This is a genomic window from Streptomyces sp. H27-D2, from assembly GCF_035828615.1.
In the GTDB taxonomy this organism is placed as follows: Bacteria; Actinomycetota; Actinomycetes; order Streptomycetales; family Streptomycetaceae; genus Streptomyces.
Genome location: NZ_JAYMZR010000002.1, coordinates 36,926 through 55,427, shown reverse-complemented (window position 1 = coordinate 55,427; position 18,502 = coordinate 36,926). Strand labels below are relative to the sequence as shown.

The following is an 18,502-nucleotide window of genomic DNA, read 5'->3' as shown; positions in this document are numbered from 1 at the left end:
CGCGAGGCTGCTCCAGCGTCTCCAAGTGGCGGAGCCACAAGAGTCAGGTGCACGGAGGCGCCTGGAGGTCAGGTGAGGGCAAGCGGCGTGGTCGGTGCGACGGTGCCGTTGGCCTGAAGCAGGACGAGGTCGCCCACTGTCGCCCGTGCGCTCAGGCCGAGCCTCGCCACGGGGACAGCGCCCGGAAGCGGCACTGCGGCGATCGAGGTGAGATGAAGCTCCCCTTCTCCCGTCATGACCGCCAGTACTCCCGATACGTCGTAGGGACCGAGCTGCTTCACCACATCCTCCAGACGATCCAGAAGCACAGCGCACACGATGGCCAGCCTGTGCGGCTCGTTCCGAGGGAGCGTGGCGAGTTTCCGCATGATCTCCGGCTGACGGGCGAGCCCTTCCACGCCGGCCATGACCGCCTGGCGCTCCTCGGCCCGGTCGTCATCCGCCGCGACCACCTTGAGGAGCGGCATTCCGTCGGCGAGCTGGTCCTGCCATGACCGCACCATCAAATCGATGATCAGCGCTTCGTCACGCGAGGGGCGAGCCACTCCGTCCCCGGCCCCGATCCGCTCCAGCCATCCGTTCACCTCGGCCCAGCGCCACGCCAGGGAGCGTCCGACCGTGCCCTCAGCGGGTGGAAAGGGCGTCTCGTCGTCGGCCTGCCGCTCTCCCCGGACCCATTGTGCGACGTTCTGCCGGGTCCGCCCGGTGCGCTCGGCGATGTCCGCGATCCCCACGAGTTCCAGGTCGGTTCGGAGCAGCCGCATACCTGGCAGGGCGCTACGCAGCCTTGCGACGAGCCGATGACTCGCATCCACCGGAGCATCGCCGGTTTCGCTCACGCTGAGGAGCGTCTGGCCCGCCGCGACGGCAAGAAGCCCGTCGAACTGGTCAAAAATCACTCCCACGGTCTCGTCGTCGTCCACCGAGACGCCTTCAACCACAAACAGGAACTCGTATTCCACGGCGCTCTCGCTCCCCTGGTCGCTTCTCGCGAACCACCGAGCCAGGGGTTCGCCTTACCCTGAACTCAGGGTCAGCCAATCCCCCGGTGTTGTCAACCGACAACACCGCCCTGGGGCGGTCTGCGGGGATCACCGGGCGGCAGCGGACAGCGTGCCGCCACGTTGGCGATCCGCCGGGCGGCACTGGCCGCATTCTGCGGCGTACCCGAAACGGGCATGGTCGTGCAGAGGCCGTCGCACGGGCAGTAGAGCCGACCCCAGTGGCCAGCTTTCCGCAAGGTCCAGCCCGCGGCCACGAGTCTCTCCAGGACTACCCGGACATCTTTCTTCGGATGAGACGCTGGAGACAGTTCGCGGCCGACCATGCAGCCCCCTCAAGTTCCGTAGCGATTACGAGAGTTACCACCCTAGCGACGCGCAAGGGTGCATCGCAGGTCCGACAATCCTTTATTGATTCACTCGTACGGGTTACAGGCCCGCTCACAGGGATCTCTCAAGGTCCGCGAACAGGCATCGCTCAAGCCCCAGGCCGCTCGTCACGCCGAAGATCATCGATGAACGCGCTGTCCAGATAAGCCCGTTCGCCGTCCCCGCCGATCACCTCGACCGTCCGGCCGTCCAGGTGCGGGACCTGGGTGCGGGTCTCCACCGGGCACAGGAGCCACAGGCCGTGCGGGTCATCGGCGGGGCGGCGGGCCGCGCCCTGGAGGCGTACCAGGAGGTCGTGGCCGCCCTCGTCCCAGTAGCGGGCGAGCAGGCCCGCGTCGTGGAGGAAGAGGACCGTGCGGGGGGTGGCGGCGCGGGCCAGCAGGCGGGGCTCGACGCGGTTCCAGACCGCGTGGGCGAAGGAGGCCAGGCCCGGCTTGATCCGGCCGGGGGCGGAGCCGGCGTCGGCTCGCAGCACCTTCTCCCAGTCGTGGCCCTGCTCCGTCGCCAAGTCGCGGAATTCCGCGAGGAATTCGCGGCCCAGGTCGACACGCTCGACCGGGTGGGCGGCGGCCACGGCCTCGGCGACGCCCGGGAGGCGGGTGCCCTTGACCGCGAGGGCGAGGAAGCCGCCGCGCTGGGCGGCAGCGGTGAGCTTGGCCTTGATGACGGAGTGCGGGTCCCGGCCGGCGGCCGGCAGTGCGGCGGGAGGGAGCGGACTGGTTCTCGTGCCCGTCGAGGTTCCGGTGTCGGCCGTTTCCAGGGCGGGCGGGTAGAACCGCTCCCGCTTGGTGTCGTAGGTGAGGGAGAAGCGCGCCTCGATGAGGGCCTCCTCCATCTCGACGTAGGTCGGCTCGGGAGCACCGTCCGCGAGCAGGTCGAGGTCGGGGAAACGGGCGCGCAGCCGCGTGATCAGTTCCTCGGTGCCGATTCCGTACTCACGGCGGACCCCCGCGCCCACTTGTGAGATGCGCAGCGCCCGGTCCAGCGTCAGGTCGCGCGGGTACAGCTCCAGCCGCGGTGTGACCTCGGCCGTGGGCGCGACCGCTGCGCCCAGGGCGACGAGGCGGGTGTCCGCGAGTGGGACCATCCCTTCCGGGATCGGTAGCGCGCGCAGGTCCCGGACGACCGCGGCCCTTCCCGGCAGCGGCTCCCTGTGGGCCAGCCGTTCGGCGCTCTCGCCGAGTGCCGCGGCGTAGCCCGCCAGTACGCTCGGGCTGGGGTCGCCTGTGTCGAGACGGGGTTCCGCCGCGATCAGGACCGTGTCACCTCTGCGGTGTACCGCCAGGCGCGGTTCGCCCGCCGCCTCGACATCGCCGCCCCATGCTTCCGCGTCGACCGCCGCCCGCACGACGGCGAGCGCCTTGGCGCGGGTTCGTTCAGGGGTGTCGTTGCCCGCGCCGTGGCGTACGCGCAGCTCGGCCGCGAGCTCCCGCGCGGTCATCACCCGGCCGGTCGACTCGACGATCTCGACGATCTCCTTCCGGACCGGAGCGAGCCAGACGAAGCCGCACCACTTCTTGGTCTCGCTGCGGTGGTGACTCGATACGGAGGTCTGCTTGATGCCGAGCCGCTCGGCGATACGGGCCTGGACCGGCCACGAACCGAGCGGCGAGAGGCCGCCGTCCGCAGGGGGCAGGCCGAGGGTCAACCGGACCGCGTCGGAGCGATAGGAGCCCTTCCGCCCCTGTACCGGCGTCAGCCGGGCCGCCATCTCGTCTATCGACAGGACAGCCAGGGTACGGGCTTCGGCGGCGTCCGGTCCGGCGGGCGCGGCGGCGGGCTGCGGCGCCGGAGGCTCGCCGACCGCATTCCCACGCAGTGCGGCGGCCCACTGCTTGCGGCGCCGGTTGAGCTCCCTGCGTACGAGCGCGCCCGCACCCCTCGCCTTGGAGATCGCGTACGGCTGGACATCGAGCAGCTCGCCGACCGTGGTCGCGCCGAGTCCATTGGCCACCGAGACAGCACGCCAGGACAGCCCGGCCGCTTCCAGCAGAGTCTCCATGCCGGCCGCCGCGGCGTGCGCGTCCCGTACCTCTTCCGCGGTGCCGTCCGCCGCGCCGACCGTGGCCGGAGTGGTCGTGGGCTTCTCGGAGTCGGCGGACCGGAACACCTCGCGCCAGGCGTCCTGCATCTGGCGCAGGGTGTCGAAGCGATGCTCGGTGTCGCGGTGCAGGGCACGCCTGAAGAAGGCGGTGAGCCCGTCACGGAGGGCGGGCTCGAACAGCTCGGTGGCGACGTCGAGTTCGGCGTCCTCGACGGTGAGCGGATCGGTCCGGCCGTCGCCCCAGACGGGCCGCTCGCCGCCTGCCATCTCGTGCAGGGTGACTGCGGCGGCGTACCGCTCGGCCTGGTCGTCGTAGTGCGCACGGCGGACGGACCCGAGGAAGGGGTCGAGGTAGCCGCGGGTGCCGGCCTTGATGTCGCGGTCCGAGGCGTCGGCGAGGGAGAAGTCGAACAGCATCAGCTGCCAGGTGCGGTCCTTGCGCCGGTAGAGACCGAAGTTGTCCGGCTTCAGGTCACGGTGGCGTACGCCCTTGGCCGCGAGCTGGTCGAGCGCGGTGAACAGGTCGCCGCCGAAACGCTCCAGCTCATGGTGCGAGAGCTTGCCCGCTCCGCGCAGTCTGGCGCCGAGGGACTGCTCGCCCGCGTACTCCAGCTCCAGGACGGTACGCCCGCCCAGTTCACGCAGCCCCTCGCCGCGCAGCTGGACCACCACACCGCCGCCGACCTGTTGCAGAGCGCGGGCCTCGGCGCGCAGTCGCTCGGCCTTCTCCTCGTCGAGCGCGACCTTGAAGACGTGCTCCTGGACGAGGGTCTCGCCGTCCTCGTCCTCGATGCCGCGCTCGACGAGCACGGCTCGGGCGGTCGCGCCGGTGCCCAGGACGCGGCGTACGGACCACTCGGCGTCGAGTGACTGGCCGGGCAGCGCGACGAGCGGATCGACGCCCGCGACCGAGGCGGTCTCCGGGACGATGCCGGCCTGCTCGGCCTCGTCGAGGAGGTCGATGAAGCGGTCCGCGGAGCCGAGCCGGTCGCTGACGTCGGACCGGGTGGACTCGAAGACCAGCCGGTCCATGGCGTCGGAGAATCCGTCGGCCACGGCGAACAGGCGCAGCCCCGAGTCGGTACGCAGCCGCTCCAGCAGCCCGCTGCGCTGCGGGGCGGGCGGCTGCCCGGTGAGGATCAGGTACGAGACCGCTCCGAGCCCGAAAACGTCCAGGTCCGCGGGGTCCGCGAAGGGCTGGTCGGTCTCGGGAGCGAGATAGTTCTGGGCGGCGTCCTCGATCAGGGACCCGTCGAGGGAGGAGCCGCCGATGGAGCGCAGGACCGTCGCGTTGGTGTCGAAATCGCGGGCCGCGGTCTGCCAGTCGGTGATCCGCAGCTCGGGGCGGGAGCCGTCCCGGTGGAACGAGACGTAGATGGAACGGGCGGCCAGGGCGCGGTGGTAGAGCGAGCGGTTGTGGGCGTAGCGGACCGCTTCGGCGAGCTGCCGTACGAGGTCGAGGCGCATTTCCGGGGTGAGCCGGCCGCCGTATGCGTCCAGGTACTGGTCCAGGCGCAGGTCGGTGTGGCGGTGGTGGAAGAGGATCGCCGGTCCGCCCTGGTGCTCGCGGATCTCGACGGCGGCCGCGATGCCGCGGTGATTGATGCCCTGCAGGACCTGGTACTCGCGGCGGGCCGCCCGGTCGGTGGACCTCTTCGCGGCGTCGGCGGCCTGCTGGCTGACCAGGTAGATACGGACGCGGCCCTCGCCCTGGACCAGTCCGTCGTCGCGGGTGGCGAGCCGGTCCTCCCAGGACGTACCGGCGTCGAGCGGATGCGGCTGCAGCTTCCACGCGTCGCCGAAGCGCAGGTGTGCGGTGGACTGCCGGATGCCGATCGTCTTGAGCAGCTGCGGCAGGGCGTGCTGGGAGAACTCGGGCTTGATGCGTCGCTCGGGCCGCTCCGGCGGCAGACCGAGGAAGTCCTGCCAGATGCGCTTGAGTCCGCTCGCGCCGTCGTCGCGGCCGTAGACCTTGATGCGCTGGATCTCGTCGAGGTGACTTTCGAGATCGGTGGCGGAGAGGAAGACGGCCGGCTCCACGCGGGGCAGTGACCGGTCGTTCATGCCGAGCTTGCGGGCGGCCCACTGCAGCTGGCTCTTGAGCTCCTTCGACTTCATGTCGTTCAGGTGCAGCGGGTTGTTGATCGTCCGTGTGCGGTCGGGGCCGCGGAAGTTCCAGGTGGAGCCGGTGTTCTTGAGCCTGCCGGGGTGGCTCTTGATTTCGACGAGATAGAGGCCCGCAGGCACCGCGATGAGCAGGTCGCACTCGTTGATGCGGCCGGACTGGGCGGTGAAGGAGAAGGTGGCCCAGGCGCGGTAGGGCTCGGCGGCCGGCATGAGGCGCTGTACATGGTCGAGAGCGTCCTGCTCCCACGTGTACGGGGAAGGCCGCTCCTGGAACCAGTGCTGTGCCGGACGCGGCGGTCCGGGCCTGGAGGCCGGAGGCCTTGCTGCTGCCGTCACGGTCCGACCTCCGCGGTGTCCATCGCGTTCTGCGTGTGCGAAATCCCTGGCCGACCTTACCTTGCGGGGATCGCTCCGCGTGGCGGTGTTGGAGCGGGCCGAAGTGTTCAAGTCCGGGTAGGCGCCGGGGTTTCGTCGATCCAAGGCTCGCGGGAGGTTATCCACAGGCTCACGGGGCCGGCGGCGCGTTCGGGACCGGTCGGCGCAGAATGGGGCCATGACTGACGAGACCACTGCATCCGCTGCCTCCACCGCACCCACCGCACTCACCGCACTCACCGCACCCACTGCCTCCATGCCCGACTGGGAAAAGCGGTTCAGAGCTCCGCGGGTGGGGCTGCCCGAGTGGGCCCAGGACGCGCCGGACCGGTCGTTGTTCGTATCGAATGCGACGGGGACCTTCGAGCTGTACGCGTGGGACCGGGCGACCGGCGCGCAGCGGCAGGCCACGGACCGGCCGCACGGTACGACGGACGGGGTGCTGACGCCGGACGGCGAGTCGCTCTGGTGGTTCTCCGACACCGATGGGGACGAGTTCGGGGTCTGGATGCGGCAGCCATTCGGCGGGGGCGCCGACAAGCCGGCTCTCGCCGGGCTGGCCGCCTCGTATCCGGCCGGGCTGGCGCTGGGCCGGGACGGCACGGTGGTCATCGGGCGGTCCACGGACGACGACGGCTCCACGATCCACGTCGTACGGGCCGGGGCGGCGGACGCGGCGCCCGTCGAGATCTACCGGCACCGGGAGTCCGCCGGGGTCGGCGATCTGTCGCACGACTCCGCCCTGATCGCCTTCGAGCACACCGAGCACGGCGACGCGATGCACTCGGCGCTGCGCGTCGTGCGGCTGGACGGTTCGCTGGTCGCGGAGATGGACGACACCAAGGGCGGGACCGAGGAGCTCGGCCTGACGATCATGGGGTTCGCTCCGGTGGCCGGCGACGCCCGGCTGCTCATCGGGCACCAGCGGCGCGGGCGCTGGGAGCCGATGATCTGGAATCCGGAGACCGGCGAGGAGAGCGCGCTCGCCATCGAACTGCCGGGAGACGTCGGCGCCCAGTGGTATCCGGACGGCACCGCGCTGCTCATCGAGCACGACTTCCAGGCACGCAGCGAGCTGTGGCGCTACGAGTTGGCGGACGCCTCGCTGGTGAAGGTCGATACGCCGTCCGGGACCGTTTCAGGAGCCACGGCGCGGCCCGACGGCAGCGTCGAGTTCCTGTGGTCGTCGGCCGCGCACCCGCCGGAGGTCCGCTCCACCACCGGCCGCGTCGTGCTGGACCCGCCCGGCTTCAAGGCACCGCCGTCCGTGCCGGTCTCCGACGCCTGGGTCGAGGGACCGGGCGGCACGGTGCACGCCCTGGTGCAGAAGCCCGCGGGCGAGGGGCCGTTCCCGACCGTCTTCGACATCCACGGCGGCCCCACCTGGCACGACAGCGACGGCTTCACCTCGGCGACGGCCGCTTGGGTGGACCACGGCTTCGCGGTCGTCCGGGTCAACTACCGGGGCTCGACCGGGTACGGCCGGGAGTGGACGGACGCGCTCAAGCACCGGATCGGGCTGATCGAGCTGGAGGACATCGCGGCCGTCCGTGAGTGGGCGGTCTCCAGCGGGCTGGCCGACCCCGAGCGGCTGGTGCTGGCCGGCGGCTCCTGGGGCGGCTATCTGACGCTGCTGGGGCTGGGCGTTCAGCCGGAAGCGTGGGCGGTGGGCCTCGCGGCCGTGCCGGTCGCCGACTACGTCACGGCGTACCACGACGAGATGGAGGCGCTGAAGGCGATGGACCGCACGCTGCTGGGCGGCGCCCCGGAGGAAGTCCCGGAGCGCTTCGCGGCGTCCTCCCCGCTGACGTACGTGGACGCCGTCCGCGCGCCGGTCTACATCTCGGCGGGCGTCAACGACCCGCGCTGCCCGATCCAGCAGGTCGAGAACTACGTGGACCGGCTGGCCGCTCGCGGGGCGCCGCACGAGGTGTACCGGTACGACGCGGGGCATGGCTCACTCGTGGTCGAGGAGCGGATCAAGCAGCTCCGTTTGGAGCTGGATTTCGCGCAGCGGCATGTACCGAGTCAGCCGGGTCAGCCGAGTCAGCGGGCGAGTCACCAGCCGGTCCAGTAGCCGCGCCGATAGCCGGGCCGACAGCCGAGTCGGCGGAGCGCTGGGAGGGGGGCGTAGCGGGTGCGGGGGCGGCAGTGGGCGCGGTGGGGGCCGCCGGGTCATCCGGGACGAGGCCCAGCGCGAGGTCGCGCGCGGCTTCCGTCTCGCGGCGGATGAGGCGGAACCACATGAAGACGACGAAGCCCGCGAAGACGAACCACTCACCGGTGTAGCCGAGGTTCTGGAACGCCTTGAGGTCCAGCCCGCTGCCGGGTGCGGCGGCGGGCGGGACCGGGTGCATCCCGTCGGTGGTCCTGTGGAGCGTGATCCACGCGTCGGACACCTGGTACGGCACCAGGTTGACCAGCGACGCCGCGTTGATCATGCCGAGCTGCCCGCTCGGCAGGCCGGCGCTCGGCTGCACCCCGTCGGTGTTCTGGCTCTCGGTGGCCTGCAGGGCGCCGCTCACGCTCACCCGGCCGGAGGGCGGTGCGGGAGCCTTCGCGCGGTTGGCGTCGCCGGGCAGCCAGCCGCGTACCACCGGCAGCGCCTCGGCGCCGTCGATCCGGAGCAGGGTGAGCACGTAGTAGCCGCGCTTCTCGTCGAGCTGCCGGTCCGGGACGAGCAGTTGGTGCCGGGCGTCGTAGCGGCCGGTGGCGGAGGCGGTGCGTCCCGAGGTGTCCTGGGTGACCGGCAGCAGGTCCCGCAGCGGCTCGGCCCGCGCCTTCGCCGGGTCGGGACGGTCCTCGGCCGCCTTGTGGGACTCGACCCGCGCCTCGAAGCGGCTGAGCTGCCAGCTGCCCATGAACAGGCAGAACGGGATCGCCAGCACGACGAAGACGTTGATTCCCCACCAACGCGGGGTCAGCAGAAACCGGTACACACCCCAACGGTACGGGGGCGGCTCCGCCCCGACGGAGCCGCCCCACCCTTTGAACGCCGCATCCTTGAAGACCGCGTCAAGCGCCGCGAGCGCCCCGGCCGAAGCTGTGGCCGCCCCCGCGGCCCGCCCCGCGGCCGGCTCGACCCCTCACGGCGCCGCCAGCACTCCCGTGCGGTAGATCGTCCCCGCGCAGGCGTCCGGGATGGTGGCGTCCGCCGCCGAGGGCTGCCCCACCTCCGGCGTATGGCTGAGCACAACGGTGGCCGGCGGCTGTCCGCCGCCCGTCTCGCCGCCGTCGCCGGTTCCGCCGTCGCCGGCCGGCTCCGAGGCCGTACCGTCGGTGGTGCCCTCCGAAGCGCCCGGGGTGGGCGTCGGGCCGGGGCTGTCGCAGCCGCTGGCGCCGCCGCCGTCCGCCGGGATCCAGGCGAACTTCACCTCGTACGCCTGGCCGGGCTGGAGGATCACCTGGCCCGGCGCCGTGTCGGGCAGTCCGGTCGCCGCGTCGCCCGCCGTGTGGTCGACGACCTGGATACGGGATGCCTCGGCGCTGCCCATCGTGCTGACGCCGACAGCGCCCGCGCCGTCGACCGTGCAGTTGTCACCGGAGGTGTTGACGACACGGAAGGTGCCGTAGACCCGGCCCTCGGCGTCCGCCGGGGCCGCCGAGCCGCTGCCGTTGCCGAGCTGGTCGCGTGAACAGCTCGGCGAGGTGGCCGCCATCGTGCTGGACGGATCGGTGCTGCCGGTGCCGCCGGTCGCGCGGCCGGGGCCGTGCTTCTCGCCCTTGTCCTTCTTGCGCTCGTCCTTCTTGCTGCCTTTGGTCTCCTTGTCGGACGGCTTCTTGCCGTCCTTGCCCGCGCCGCTCTCGCCGGGCCCCTCGGCGGCACCGTGGGTCCGCCGGCTGCTGGCCGCGTTGGCGGGGTGATCGTTCGGGCCCTCGCCGGTGTTCGCCACATGCACCAGGGCGGGCACGGCCGTACCGGCGAGCAGCGCCGCCGCCGCCGCGCCGACCAACGCGTGCCGTCGGCGCGTCCGGCGGGCCGGGACGGCGCGCCGCAGGTGCTCCAGGGTGTCGGGGGAGGGTTCGATGTCCTGTACGACGCCCTGGAAGAGCCGTCGCAGGCCGTCCTCGTCAACGTGATCCAGGCCGGAAGGCCCGCCGCCGACAGAGGGCTCGCCTCCGGCAGGGGGAGGCTCGGTCGCCGCCCGCGCTTCGTCCGCCTCGTCCGGCACGTTCAACCCGTCCCGCTCACTCGCCACGTCCGCCGCGCTCGGTTCCCCCTCGGGACGCCGCTCGCCCTCGGGAAACCGCTCGCCCTCGGGCCGCGGCTCGCGCTGCCTGCCGCTCTTGCCGGGACTCATACCGGGGCCTCCATGGCGATGCGGAGCGCCGCGATGCCGCGCGACCCGTACGCCTTGACCGACCCCAGGGATATCCCGAGCGTCGTGGCCACCTGGGCCTCGGTCATGTCGGCGAAATAGCGCAGCACGAGGACTTCGCGCTGCCGACGCTGCAGACCGCGCATCGCCTTGATCAATTGGTCGCGCTCCAACAGGTCGTACGCCCCCTCCTCGGCACTCGCCATGTCGGGCATCGGCTTGGAGAGCAGCTTCAGCCCGAGGATGCGACGGCGCAGCGCGGAGCGGGACAGGTTGACGACGGTCTGCCGCAGGTAGGCAAGGGTCTTCTCACGGTCGCGGACCCGGTTACGGGCGGAGTGCACGCGTATGAAGGCCTCTTGGACGACGTCTTCGCACGAGGCGGTGTCGTCGAGGAGCAGGGCGGCGAGACCGAGCAGTGAACGGTAGTGAGCGCGGTAGGTCTCGGTGAGGTGATCGACTGTGGTGCCCGCTGTCATTGCCTCTTCAGTGTCCCCGGGCTGGGAGGGAACCTGAGCGGGACGCGCGCCGGTCCAGGGCGCGATCACCGGCATGCCACCGGACGTGCGGGAGCGACGCGGGCGCACTGTCGTGCCGCCCTGACCCGAGAGCCCTTGCAGCCCTGGCGCCGCCGCGATGCCGAATTCTGCCACTGCCTCTGCCACGCATGTTTGACACGTTTCCCCCCGTCAGGGTTGTACGCGCAAGGCATCGCGTTTCCCGATGCGTCGTATGCGCTGGATGCCACCATGCGTACCTGCTCTTCCCCAATGCCCCAGTACTTACAGTGCCCTTGAGGGGACGGCAGCAAAGACGCCCCCCGCCCCACTGCCGGTTGCAGAGGACGGGGAGCGAATCTTCGAACAGATCGTTGACCCAGTTCAAGTGGCCTGGACCAACCACTTCATCACATTTTCTTTACAAACTCCACGAAAATCGGGGACTCGACCGGGCGGTCGCCACCCGATCAGACCCCGGCCAGCTCCGCCGCGACGACTTCCGCGATCTGCGCGGTGTTGAGCGCCGCGCCCTTACGGAGGTTGTCGCCGCACACGAAGAGTTCGAGCGCGCACGGGTCGTCCATCGAGCGGCGCACCCGGCCGACCCAGGTCGGGTCGGTGCCGACGACGTCGGCGGGGGTCGGGAACTCGCCCTCGGCCGGGTTGTCGCACAGCACCACGCCCGGCGCGCTGCTGAGGATCTCGTGCGCCTTGGCGACGGTCACCTCGTTCTCGAAGCGCGCGTGCACGGTCAGCGAGTGCGTGGTGATCACCGGGACGCGTACGCAGGTCGCGGTGACCCGGAGGTTCGGCAGGCCCAGGATCTTGCGGGACTCGTTGCGGACCTTGAGCTCTTCCGAGGTCCAGCCGCCCTCCTGGAGCGAGCCGGCGAACGGCACCACGTTCAGCGCGATGGGCGCCAGGTACGGGCCGGTGTCGCCGATCGCCCGGCGCACGTCGCCCGGGTGGGTGCCCAGATCCGTGCCGGCGACCTTGGTGAGCTGGTCGCGCAGGGCGTCGATGCCTTCCTTGCCCGAGCCGGAGACGGCCTGGTACGAGGAGACGATGAGCTCGGAGAGGCCGAACTCGGCGTGCAGCGCGCCCATCGCGACGATCATCGAGAGCGTCGTGCAGTTCGGGTTGGAGATGATGCCGCGCGGCCGGACCCGAGCCGCGTGCGAGTTGACCTCGGGGACCACCAGCGGGACTTCCGGGTCCATCCGGAAGGCGCCGGAGTTGTCCACGGCGACCGCGCCCTTGGCGGCGGCGATCGGCGCCCACTTCGCCGAGACCTCGTCCGGCACGTCGAACATCGCGACGTCGACGCCTTCGAAGGCCTCTTCGCTGAGCTCGATGACCTCGACCTCTTCGCCGCGCACGGACAGCTTCTTGCCGGCCGAGCGGGCGGAGGCGATGAGTCGGATCTCGCCCCAGACGTTCGCGCGCTCCGTCAGGATGCCAAGCATCACGGTGCCGACGGCACCGGTCGCGCCGACGACAGCCAGGGTGGGCTTGCGGGTATCGCTGCCGGTCATCGGCCAGTGCCTCCGTATACGACGGCTTCGTCGTTCTCGCTGTCCAGTCCGAAGGCGGTGTGCACCGCTCGGACCGCGTCCTTGACCACATCTTCGCGCGTCACGACCGAGATGCGGATCTCGGAGGTCGAGATGAGCTCGATGTTGACCCCCGCGTCGGCCAGCGCTTCGAAGAAGGTGGCGGTGACGCCCGGGTTCGTCTTCATGCCCGCGCCGACCAGCGAGATCTTGGCGATCTGGTCGTCGTAGCGCAGCGACTCGAAGCCGATGACCGGCTTGACGCGCTCCAGGGCGTCCGTCGCCTTGCGGCCCTCGCTCTTGGGGAGGGTGAAGGAGATGTCGGTCAGCCCGGTGGAGGCGGCGGAGACGTTCTGCACCACCATGTCGATGTTGACCTCGGCGTCCGAGATCGCCCGGAAGATGGCTGCGGCCTCCCCCGGCTTGTCGGGCACTCCCACGACCGTGACCTTGGCCTCGGACGTGTCGTGAGCGACACCGGAGATGATCGCCTGCTCCATACCTGCTCCTTCGGGCTGGTTGCGCACCCAGGTGCCCACGTGGCCGGAGAACGACGACCGGACGTGGATGGGCATGTTGTAACGACGGGCGTACTCGACGCAGCGGTGCAGCAGCACCTTCGAGCCGCTCGCCGCGAGTTCGAGCATGTCCTCGAACGCGATCTCGTCGATCTTGCGAGCCTTCTTCACCACCCGCGGGTCGGCGGTGTAAACGCCGTCCACGTCGGTGTAGATCTCGCACGCCTCGGCGTTCAGAGCCGCCGCCAACGCCACCGCGGTGGTGTCGGAGCCGCCCCGGCCGAGCGTGGTGATGTCCTTCTTCGCCTGCGAGACACCCTGGAATCCGGCCACGATCGCCACCGCGCCCTGGTCGAGCGCATCACGGATGCGGCCCGGCGTGACGTCGATGATCCGCGCTTTGTTGTGGACCGAGTCGGTGATGACACCTGCCTGGCTGCCGGTGAACGACAGCGCCTCGTGCCCGAGGTTTTTGATCGCCATCGCCAATAGCGCCATGGAGATCCGCTCTCCGGCGGTCAGCAACATGTCGAACTCGCGCCCGGCGGGGATCGGAGATACCTGCTCAGCGAGATCGATCAACTCGTCCGTCGTGTCGCCCATCGCCGAAACCACGACGACCACTTGGTGGCCGTTCTTCTTGGCTTCGACGATTCGCTTGGCGACGCGCTTGATGCCTTCGGCATCCGCAACGGAGGAGCCGCCGTACTTCTGCACGACAAGGCCCACGTGCGCTCCTCGCAACTCTGTCTTCCGGGAACCCCGACAAGGATCCTGCGGTCGTCTCAGTCTAACGAGCAGGCGGAATAGGTCCGGCCAATACCGCATCGTGAGACATCTGGCCCACTAGGTGATCTTCACCGGACGTACCTGCTCAGCGGCGTACCCTGCCCCCTTCCGGGCAGCGCACACGGAACGTAAGCCAGGTCACAGAGGTGAGGGGTGCGGTGGAGGGTCCGGTGGGACGCGGGGCGGCCCCACCGGACGAAGATCAGTTGGCCGGGGTGCGCAACCCCAGCGGGATGCCGATCTCCTCGGCCATCACCTTGCCCGCCGCCTCGGCCAGGTCCTCTTCGTCGCCGTTGGCGGCGGCGTCCGTGTCGAGGCCGTCGAGCTCGCCGAGCGGCGTCTCGTTGCGGATATGGGCGAGCAGCGACTGCAGAGCGCGGAGCGCGGCGGAAGCGCTCGGGCCCCAGTTGGAGAAGTAGGAGAACTGCCACCACCACAGCGCCTCGCTGACGCGGCCGGCCCGGTAGTGGGCCATCCCGTGGCGCAGGTCGGTCATGATGTCGGCGAGGTCGTCCGAGATGCGGCAGGCGACGGGCGCGCTGCGCGGCTCGTACGGGTCGAACAGCTCGGAGTAGACGTCGGCGGGCTCCAGCAGCTCCGCGAACCGCTCGCGCAGCTCGTCGACGTCCGGCTCCGGGCCGGTGTCCGTCTCGTAGCGCTCCTCCGGGAGGAAGTCCTCGTGCGCGCCCAGCCGGCCGCCGGCGAGGAGCAGCTGCGAGACCTCCAGCAGCAGGAAGGGAACCGCGCTGCCGGGCTCATCGCCCTTCGCCACTTCCGTGACGGCGACGAGGAAGCTCTCGATCTGGTCGGAGATCTGGACCGCGAAATCGTCCGGATCCTGCAAGGTGTCGGGCAGCTTGGCCCCGGACGACTTCGTCTCGGGCACGCTCGCCCCGGACGGTTCGGTACCGGACGGTGCGGTCCCGGACGACTTCGTCCCGGATGACGTGGTCCCGGACGGCGTCGTCCCGGACCGCTTGGCGTCAGGCAGCTTGGCGTCAGACATCGAGAAGCCTCCTCCCTTCGAAGGCACGCCCAAGCGTGACCTCGTCGGCGTACTCCAGGTCGCCCCCGACGGGCAGGCCGCTGGCCAGTCGCGTCACTCTCAGGCCCATGGGCTTGATCATGCGCGCGAGGTACGTGGCCGTGGCCTCCCCTTCGAGGTTGGGGTCAGTTGCGAGAATCAGCTCGGTGACGACACCGTCCGCGAGCCTGGCCAGCAGTTCTCTGATCCGCAGATCGTCCGGGCCGACGCCCTCGATGGGGCTGATCGCCCCGCCGAGCACGTGGTAGCGGCCCCGGAACTCTCGGGTCCGCTCGACCGCGACGACGTCCTTCGGCTCCTCGACCACACAGATCACCGTGCGGTCGCGGCGCGGATCGGCACAGACCCGGCACTGCTCCTCCTGCGCGACATTGCCGCACACCGAGCAGAACCGGACTCGGGCCTTCACCTCGGTCAGCGCGTGCGCGAGACGACGGACATCGGTCGGCTCGGCCTGCAGGATGTGGAAGGCGATCCGCTGCGCGCTCTTGGGACCGACGCCGGGCAGCCTGCCCAGTTCGTCGATGAGGTCCTGAACTACGCCTTCGTACACGGAGCGCCGTTCCCTTCTGCTTGTCTATTTGTCTATTTGTTCCGCTTGCTTGCGGTGGCTACCGCGCTTGCTCGGTGCGTTTCCGGCTTCGCACCTCTTGCGTACGCTAGTTGATCCTTCTGCCGGTGAGGGCGCTATGGCGAGAAGGGACAAGAAGGGCTAGAGGGACAGCCCTGGCATACCGCCGAGCCCGCCGGACGCGAGCGGCCCGAGCTTCTGCTTTTGGAGTTCGTCGGCGGAGTGGTTGGCGTCACGGACGGCGGCCAGGATCAGGTCGGCGAGCGTCTCGGTGTCTTCTGGGTCCACCGCCTTCGGGTCGATGTCCAGGCCCGTCAGCTCACCGGCGCCGGTGACCGTGGCCTTGACCAGACCGCCGCCCGCCGTGCCCTCGACCGAGGTCTCGGCAAGCTGCTGCTGAGCGACTGCGAGGTCCTGCTGCATCTTCTGGGCCTGCTGAAGCAGCTGCTGCATGTCGGGCTGGCCACCACCGGGAATCACGGCTTCACTCCTGGCAAATCGACGACGATTGTTGGTAGCCCGAGCCTACGTGCTCGTACGGCGCAGCGCCCTACGCCGTAGGAAGGAGTACGGATGTACGGGGTCGCCACCTGGTGGGGAAGGGGGTGGGGCCGGGGGTGGGGCCGGGGGTGGGGCCGGGGTCGGCGACAGGGTGAGGCCGAGGTGGGGACAGCGGGGGCGCGTGGGACGGAGACGGCTGGATCGGGCCGCTCGCGGGGGCTGCTGCTCGCGCTGCGCGTATCGCTTGGTGGCGCGTATCGCTTGGCGGCACTCGGTGCCGCTTCGTATCGCTCGCGCTACTCGTGGTTGAACTCTTCGACGACGGTCGCGCCCAGCTCGCGGATGATCAGGTCGTAGCCGCTGAGCGCGGTCTCGTCCAGGTCGGCGTCGTCCTCGGCCGGCATGTCGTCCTCGATGGCGAAGGGCGGCGGCTCGGGCTCGCGGTAGGAGTGGTTCCGCCCGGGATTCTGCTGCTGGCCCTGGTTCTGCTGCTGGTATTGGCTCTGACCCTGGCCTTGGCCTTGATTCTGGCCCTGGCCCTGGCCCTGGCCCTGGTTCTGCTGGTGATTCTGTTGCTGCCCGGAGGACGGCGCCGAGGCGGTGGACGGCATCGCCTGCCGCGCGCCCTGGGCGGCCGACTGCTCAAGGCCGGTCGGGGGGCCGGCGGAGGCCGGCGGAGGCTGCGGGCCGGCTTCGGCCGGGGCGCCCCCGCCGAAGCCGGAGCCCTGCCCTGCTCCTGAACCGCCGAAGCCCGAGCCGCCTGCCCCACCTGCCCCGCCAGGACCTCCGGGGCCGCCGAAGCCGGGGCCGGAGCCGCCCGGCGGATTCGTACCGCCCGACGGGTCCACGAGCGTCTCGACCCGCCACTGCACGCCCAGCGCGTCGCTGAGCGCCTGCCGCAGCACGTCCTCACTGCCGCTGGCGCCGAAACTGTCGCGCGCGCCCGCATTGGAGAAGCCGACCTGGAGCGTGGTGCCGTCGAAGCCCGCGACCTGGGCGTTCTGGCTCAGCAGAATCCAGGTGAAGCGGCGACGGTTCTTGACCGCCTCCAGAATGTCCGGCCACATCTGCCGCACCTGCATGGCGCCCGGCGCACCGGCGACGGGCGCGGGACCCGTAGAAGCGGCCGGCGCCGGGCCGGGTGCCTGGGCCTGCGGAGCGGGGGCCGCAGGAGCGGGCGGCCCCTGCCCGGGAGCGGCAGCCGAGGGCCATCCACCGGGCTGCCGCGCCGGGGCGGCGGTGTCCGCCCCGGCGGCTACGGGGGCGGACGCGGCCTGAGACCCAGGCCAAGCTCCGGGCCGCTGCCCCGACCCACCGGGCGCGGCTGGGGCCTGGGCGGGGGGTGCGGGCTCCGCCGCAGGAGCAGCAGGAGGAGCAGGCGGCGGCTGAGGCGGCTGTACCGGCCCGGCAGGGCTCTCAGCCGGCGGCTGGGGCGGTGCCACGGGTGCCTGCGCGGGGGCGGCGGCCAGAGCGGCGGGCACAGCGGGCGCGGCGGGCGGCTGCCCGCTCAGCGCGGCGCGGGCCGCGGAGGCGTGAGCGGTCGCGTCCGGCACGTACCCCATGGGCGGCGGCGCCCCCGCGCCCATCACCAGGCCGCCGGCGATCGCACCGCGTTCGAGCTTGTCGAGCCGGGCCTGCATGGAGCGGGCGTCGTCGTACGCCCCGGGGAGCAGCACCCGCGCGCAGATCAGCTCCAGCTGCAACCGCGGCGAGGTCGCGCCGCGCATCTCCGTGAGGCCCTGGTTGACCAGGTCCGCGGCCCGGCTCAGCTCGGCCGCGCCGAAGACGGAGGCTTGCGCCCGCATGCGCTCCACGACATCGGCCGGCGCGTCGATGAGGCCCTTGTCCCCGGCGTCCGGCACCGCGGCCAGGATGACGAGGTCGCGCAGCCGCTCCAGCAGGTCGGCGACGAAGCGCCGGGGGTCGTTGCCGCCCTCGATGACCCGGTCGACGATCTCGAACGCGGCGGCGCCGTCGCCGGAGGCGAACGCGTCCACGACGTCGTCGAGCAGCGCGGCGTCCGTATAGCCGAGGAGCGCCGTCGCCATGACGTACGTCACACCCTCCTCGCGGGCGCCCGCGAGGAGTTGGTCCAGCACCGACATCGAGTCACGCACCGACCCCGCGCCGGACCGCACGACGAGCGGCAGCACCCCCTCCTCGACCGGGATCGCCTCGCGCTCGCACACCTCGCCGAGGTAGTCGCGCAGCGTGCCGGGCGGCACGAGCCGGAAGGGGTAGTGGTGGGTGCGCGACCGGATCGTGCCGATGACCTTCTCGGGCTCGGTCGTGGCGAAGATGAACTTGAGGTGCTCCGGCGGCTCCTCGACCACCTTCAGCAGGGCGTTGAAGCCCGCCGAGGTGACCATGTGGGCCTCGTCGATGATGTAGATCTTGTAGCGGCTGGAGGCCGGCCCGAAGAACGCCTTCTCCCGCAGATCACGGGCGTCGTCCACACCGCCGTGCGAAGCCGCGTCGATCTCGATGACGTCGATCGAACCCCGCCCGTTGCGCGCCAGGTCCTGACAGGACTGGCACTCGCCGCACGGCGTGGGCGTCGGCCCCTGCTCACAGTTCAGACAACGGGCCAGGATGCGCGCACTGGTCGTCTTGCCACAGCCGCGCGGGCCGCTGAACAGGTACGCGTGATTGACCCGGTTGTTACGCAGCGCCTGCTGCAACGGGTCGGTGACATGCGCCTGCCCGATGACCTCGGCGAAGGACTCGGGGCGGTAGCGGCGGTATAGCGCGAGGGATGACACACCCCCG

Annotated in this window: 12 protein-coding genes; 1 reads left to right on the top strand and 11 read right to left on the bottom strand. The window is 71.0% G+C overall.

Annotated elements, in window-relative coordinates:
- Nucleotides 1-68 precede the first annotated feature (68 nt).
- Together QMK28_RS01110 and pglW are read right to left on the bottom strand one after the other, a co-directional pair.
- Complete coding sequence (locus QMK28_RS01110; protein ID WP_326435016.1) at nt 69-962, bottom strand: helix-turn-helix transcriptional regulator; 894 nt, start codon at nt 960-962, stop codon at nt 69-71.
- 517 nt (nt 963-1,479) lie between these two features.
- Entirely contained in the window at nt 1,480-5,898 is a 4,419-nt protein-coding gene (pglW, locus tag QMK28_RS01105) for a BREX system serine/threonine kinase PglW (protein WP_326435015.1), read from the bottom strand.
- A 295-nt stretch (nt 5,899-6,193) separates the two neighbouring features.
- On the opposite strand from pglW, the gene QMK28_RS01100 reads away from it, so the two are divergent.
- Nucleotides 6,194-8,014: a S9 family peptidase gene (locus QMK28_RS01100; protein WP_326435125.1), complete on the top strand. Its 1,821-nt coding sequence runs from the start codon at nt 6,194-6,196 to the stop codon at nt 8,012-8,014.
- Here QMK28_RS01100 and QMK28_RS01095 read toward each other — a convergent pair.
- The 9 genes from QMK28_RS01095 to QMK28_RS01055 all read right to left on the bottom strand — a co-directional run bounded on the left by QMK28_RS01095 (nt 7,917) and on the right by QMK28_RS01055 (nt 18,495).
- Nucleotides 7,917-8,876: an SURF1 family protein gene (locus QMK28_RS01095; RefSeq protein WP_326435014.1), complete on the bottom strand. Its 960-nt coding sequence runs from the start codon at nt 8,874-8,876 to the stop codon at nt 7,917-7,919. The two genes, QMK28_RS01100 and QMK28_RS01095, sit on opposite strands and share 98 nt — an antisense overlap.
- A gap of 147 nt (nt 8,877-9,023) precedes the next feature.
- A complete protein-coding gene (locus QMK28_RS01090; RefSeq protein WP_326435013.1) occupies nt 9,024-10,238 on the bottom strand; it encodes a DUF4232 domain-containing protein in 1,215 nt (404 codons plus the stop codon).
- A complete protein-coding gene (locus QMK28_RS01085) occupies nt 10,235-10,810 on the bottom strand; it encodes a SigE family RNA polymerase sigma factor (protein ID WP_326435012.1) in 576 nt (191 codons plus the stop codon). Before QMK28_RS01085 ends, QMK28_RS01090 begins: the two co-directional genes overlap by 4 nt.
- A gap of 413 nt (nt 10,811-11,223) precedes the next feature.
- Nucleotides 11,224-12,291, bottom strand: coding sequence for an aspartate-semialdehyde dehydrogenase (locus QMK28_RS01080; RefSeq protein ID WP_326435011.1), 1,068 nt, complete (start codon nt 12,289-12,291; stop codon nt 11,224-11,226).
- Nucleotides 12,288-13,556: an aspartate kinase gene (locus tag QMK28_RS01075; RefSeq protein ID WP_326435010.1), complete on the bottom strand. Its 1,269-nt coding sequence runs from the start codon at nt 13,554-13,556 to the stop codon at nt 12,288-12,290. Before QMK28_RS01075 ends, QMK28_RS01080 begins: the two co-directional genes overlap by 4 nt.
- Before the next feature lie 262 nt (nt 13,557-13,818).
- Nucleotides 13,819-14,622: a DUF5063 domain-containing protein gene (locus QMK28_RS01070; protein WP_326435009.1), complete on the bottom strand. Its 804-nt coding sequence runs from the start codon at nt 14,620-14,622 to the stop codon at nt 13,819-13,821.
- A complete protein-coding gene (gene recR / locus QMK28_RS01065; protein ID WP_326435008.1) occupies nt 14,615-15,214 on the bottom strand; it encodes a recombination mediator RecR in 600 nt (199 codons plus the stop codon). Before recR ends, QMK28_RS01070 begins: the two co-directional genes overlap by 8 nt.
- A 159-nt stretch (nt 15,215-15,373) precedes the next feature.
- Nucleotides 15,374-15,712 (bottom strand): YbaB/EbfC family nucleoid-associated protein, encoded by a 339-nt coding sequence (locus QMK28_RS01060; protein ID WP_326435007.1) that lies wholly within the window; start codon nt 15,710-15,712, stop codon nt 15,374-15,376.
- Nucleotides 15,713-16,029: 317 nt separating this feature from the next.
- Nucleotides 16,030-18,495 carry a DNA polymerase III subunit gamma and tau gene (locus QMK28_RS01055; protein ID WP_326435006.1) on the bottom strand — a complete coding sequence of 822 codons (2,466 nt, stop codon included), beginning with the start codon at nt 18,493-18,495 and terminating at the stop codon, nt 16,030-16,032.
- Nucleotides 18,496-18,502 lie beyond the last annotated feature (7 nt).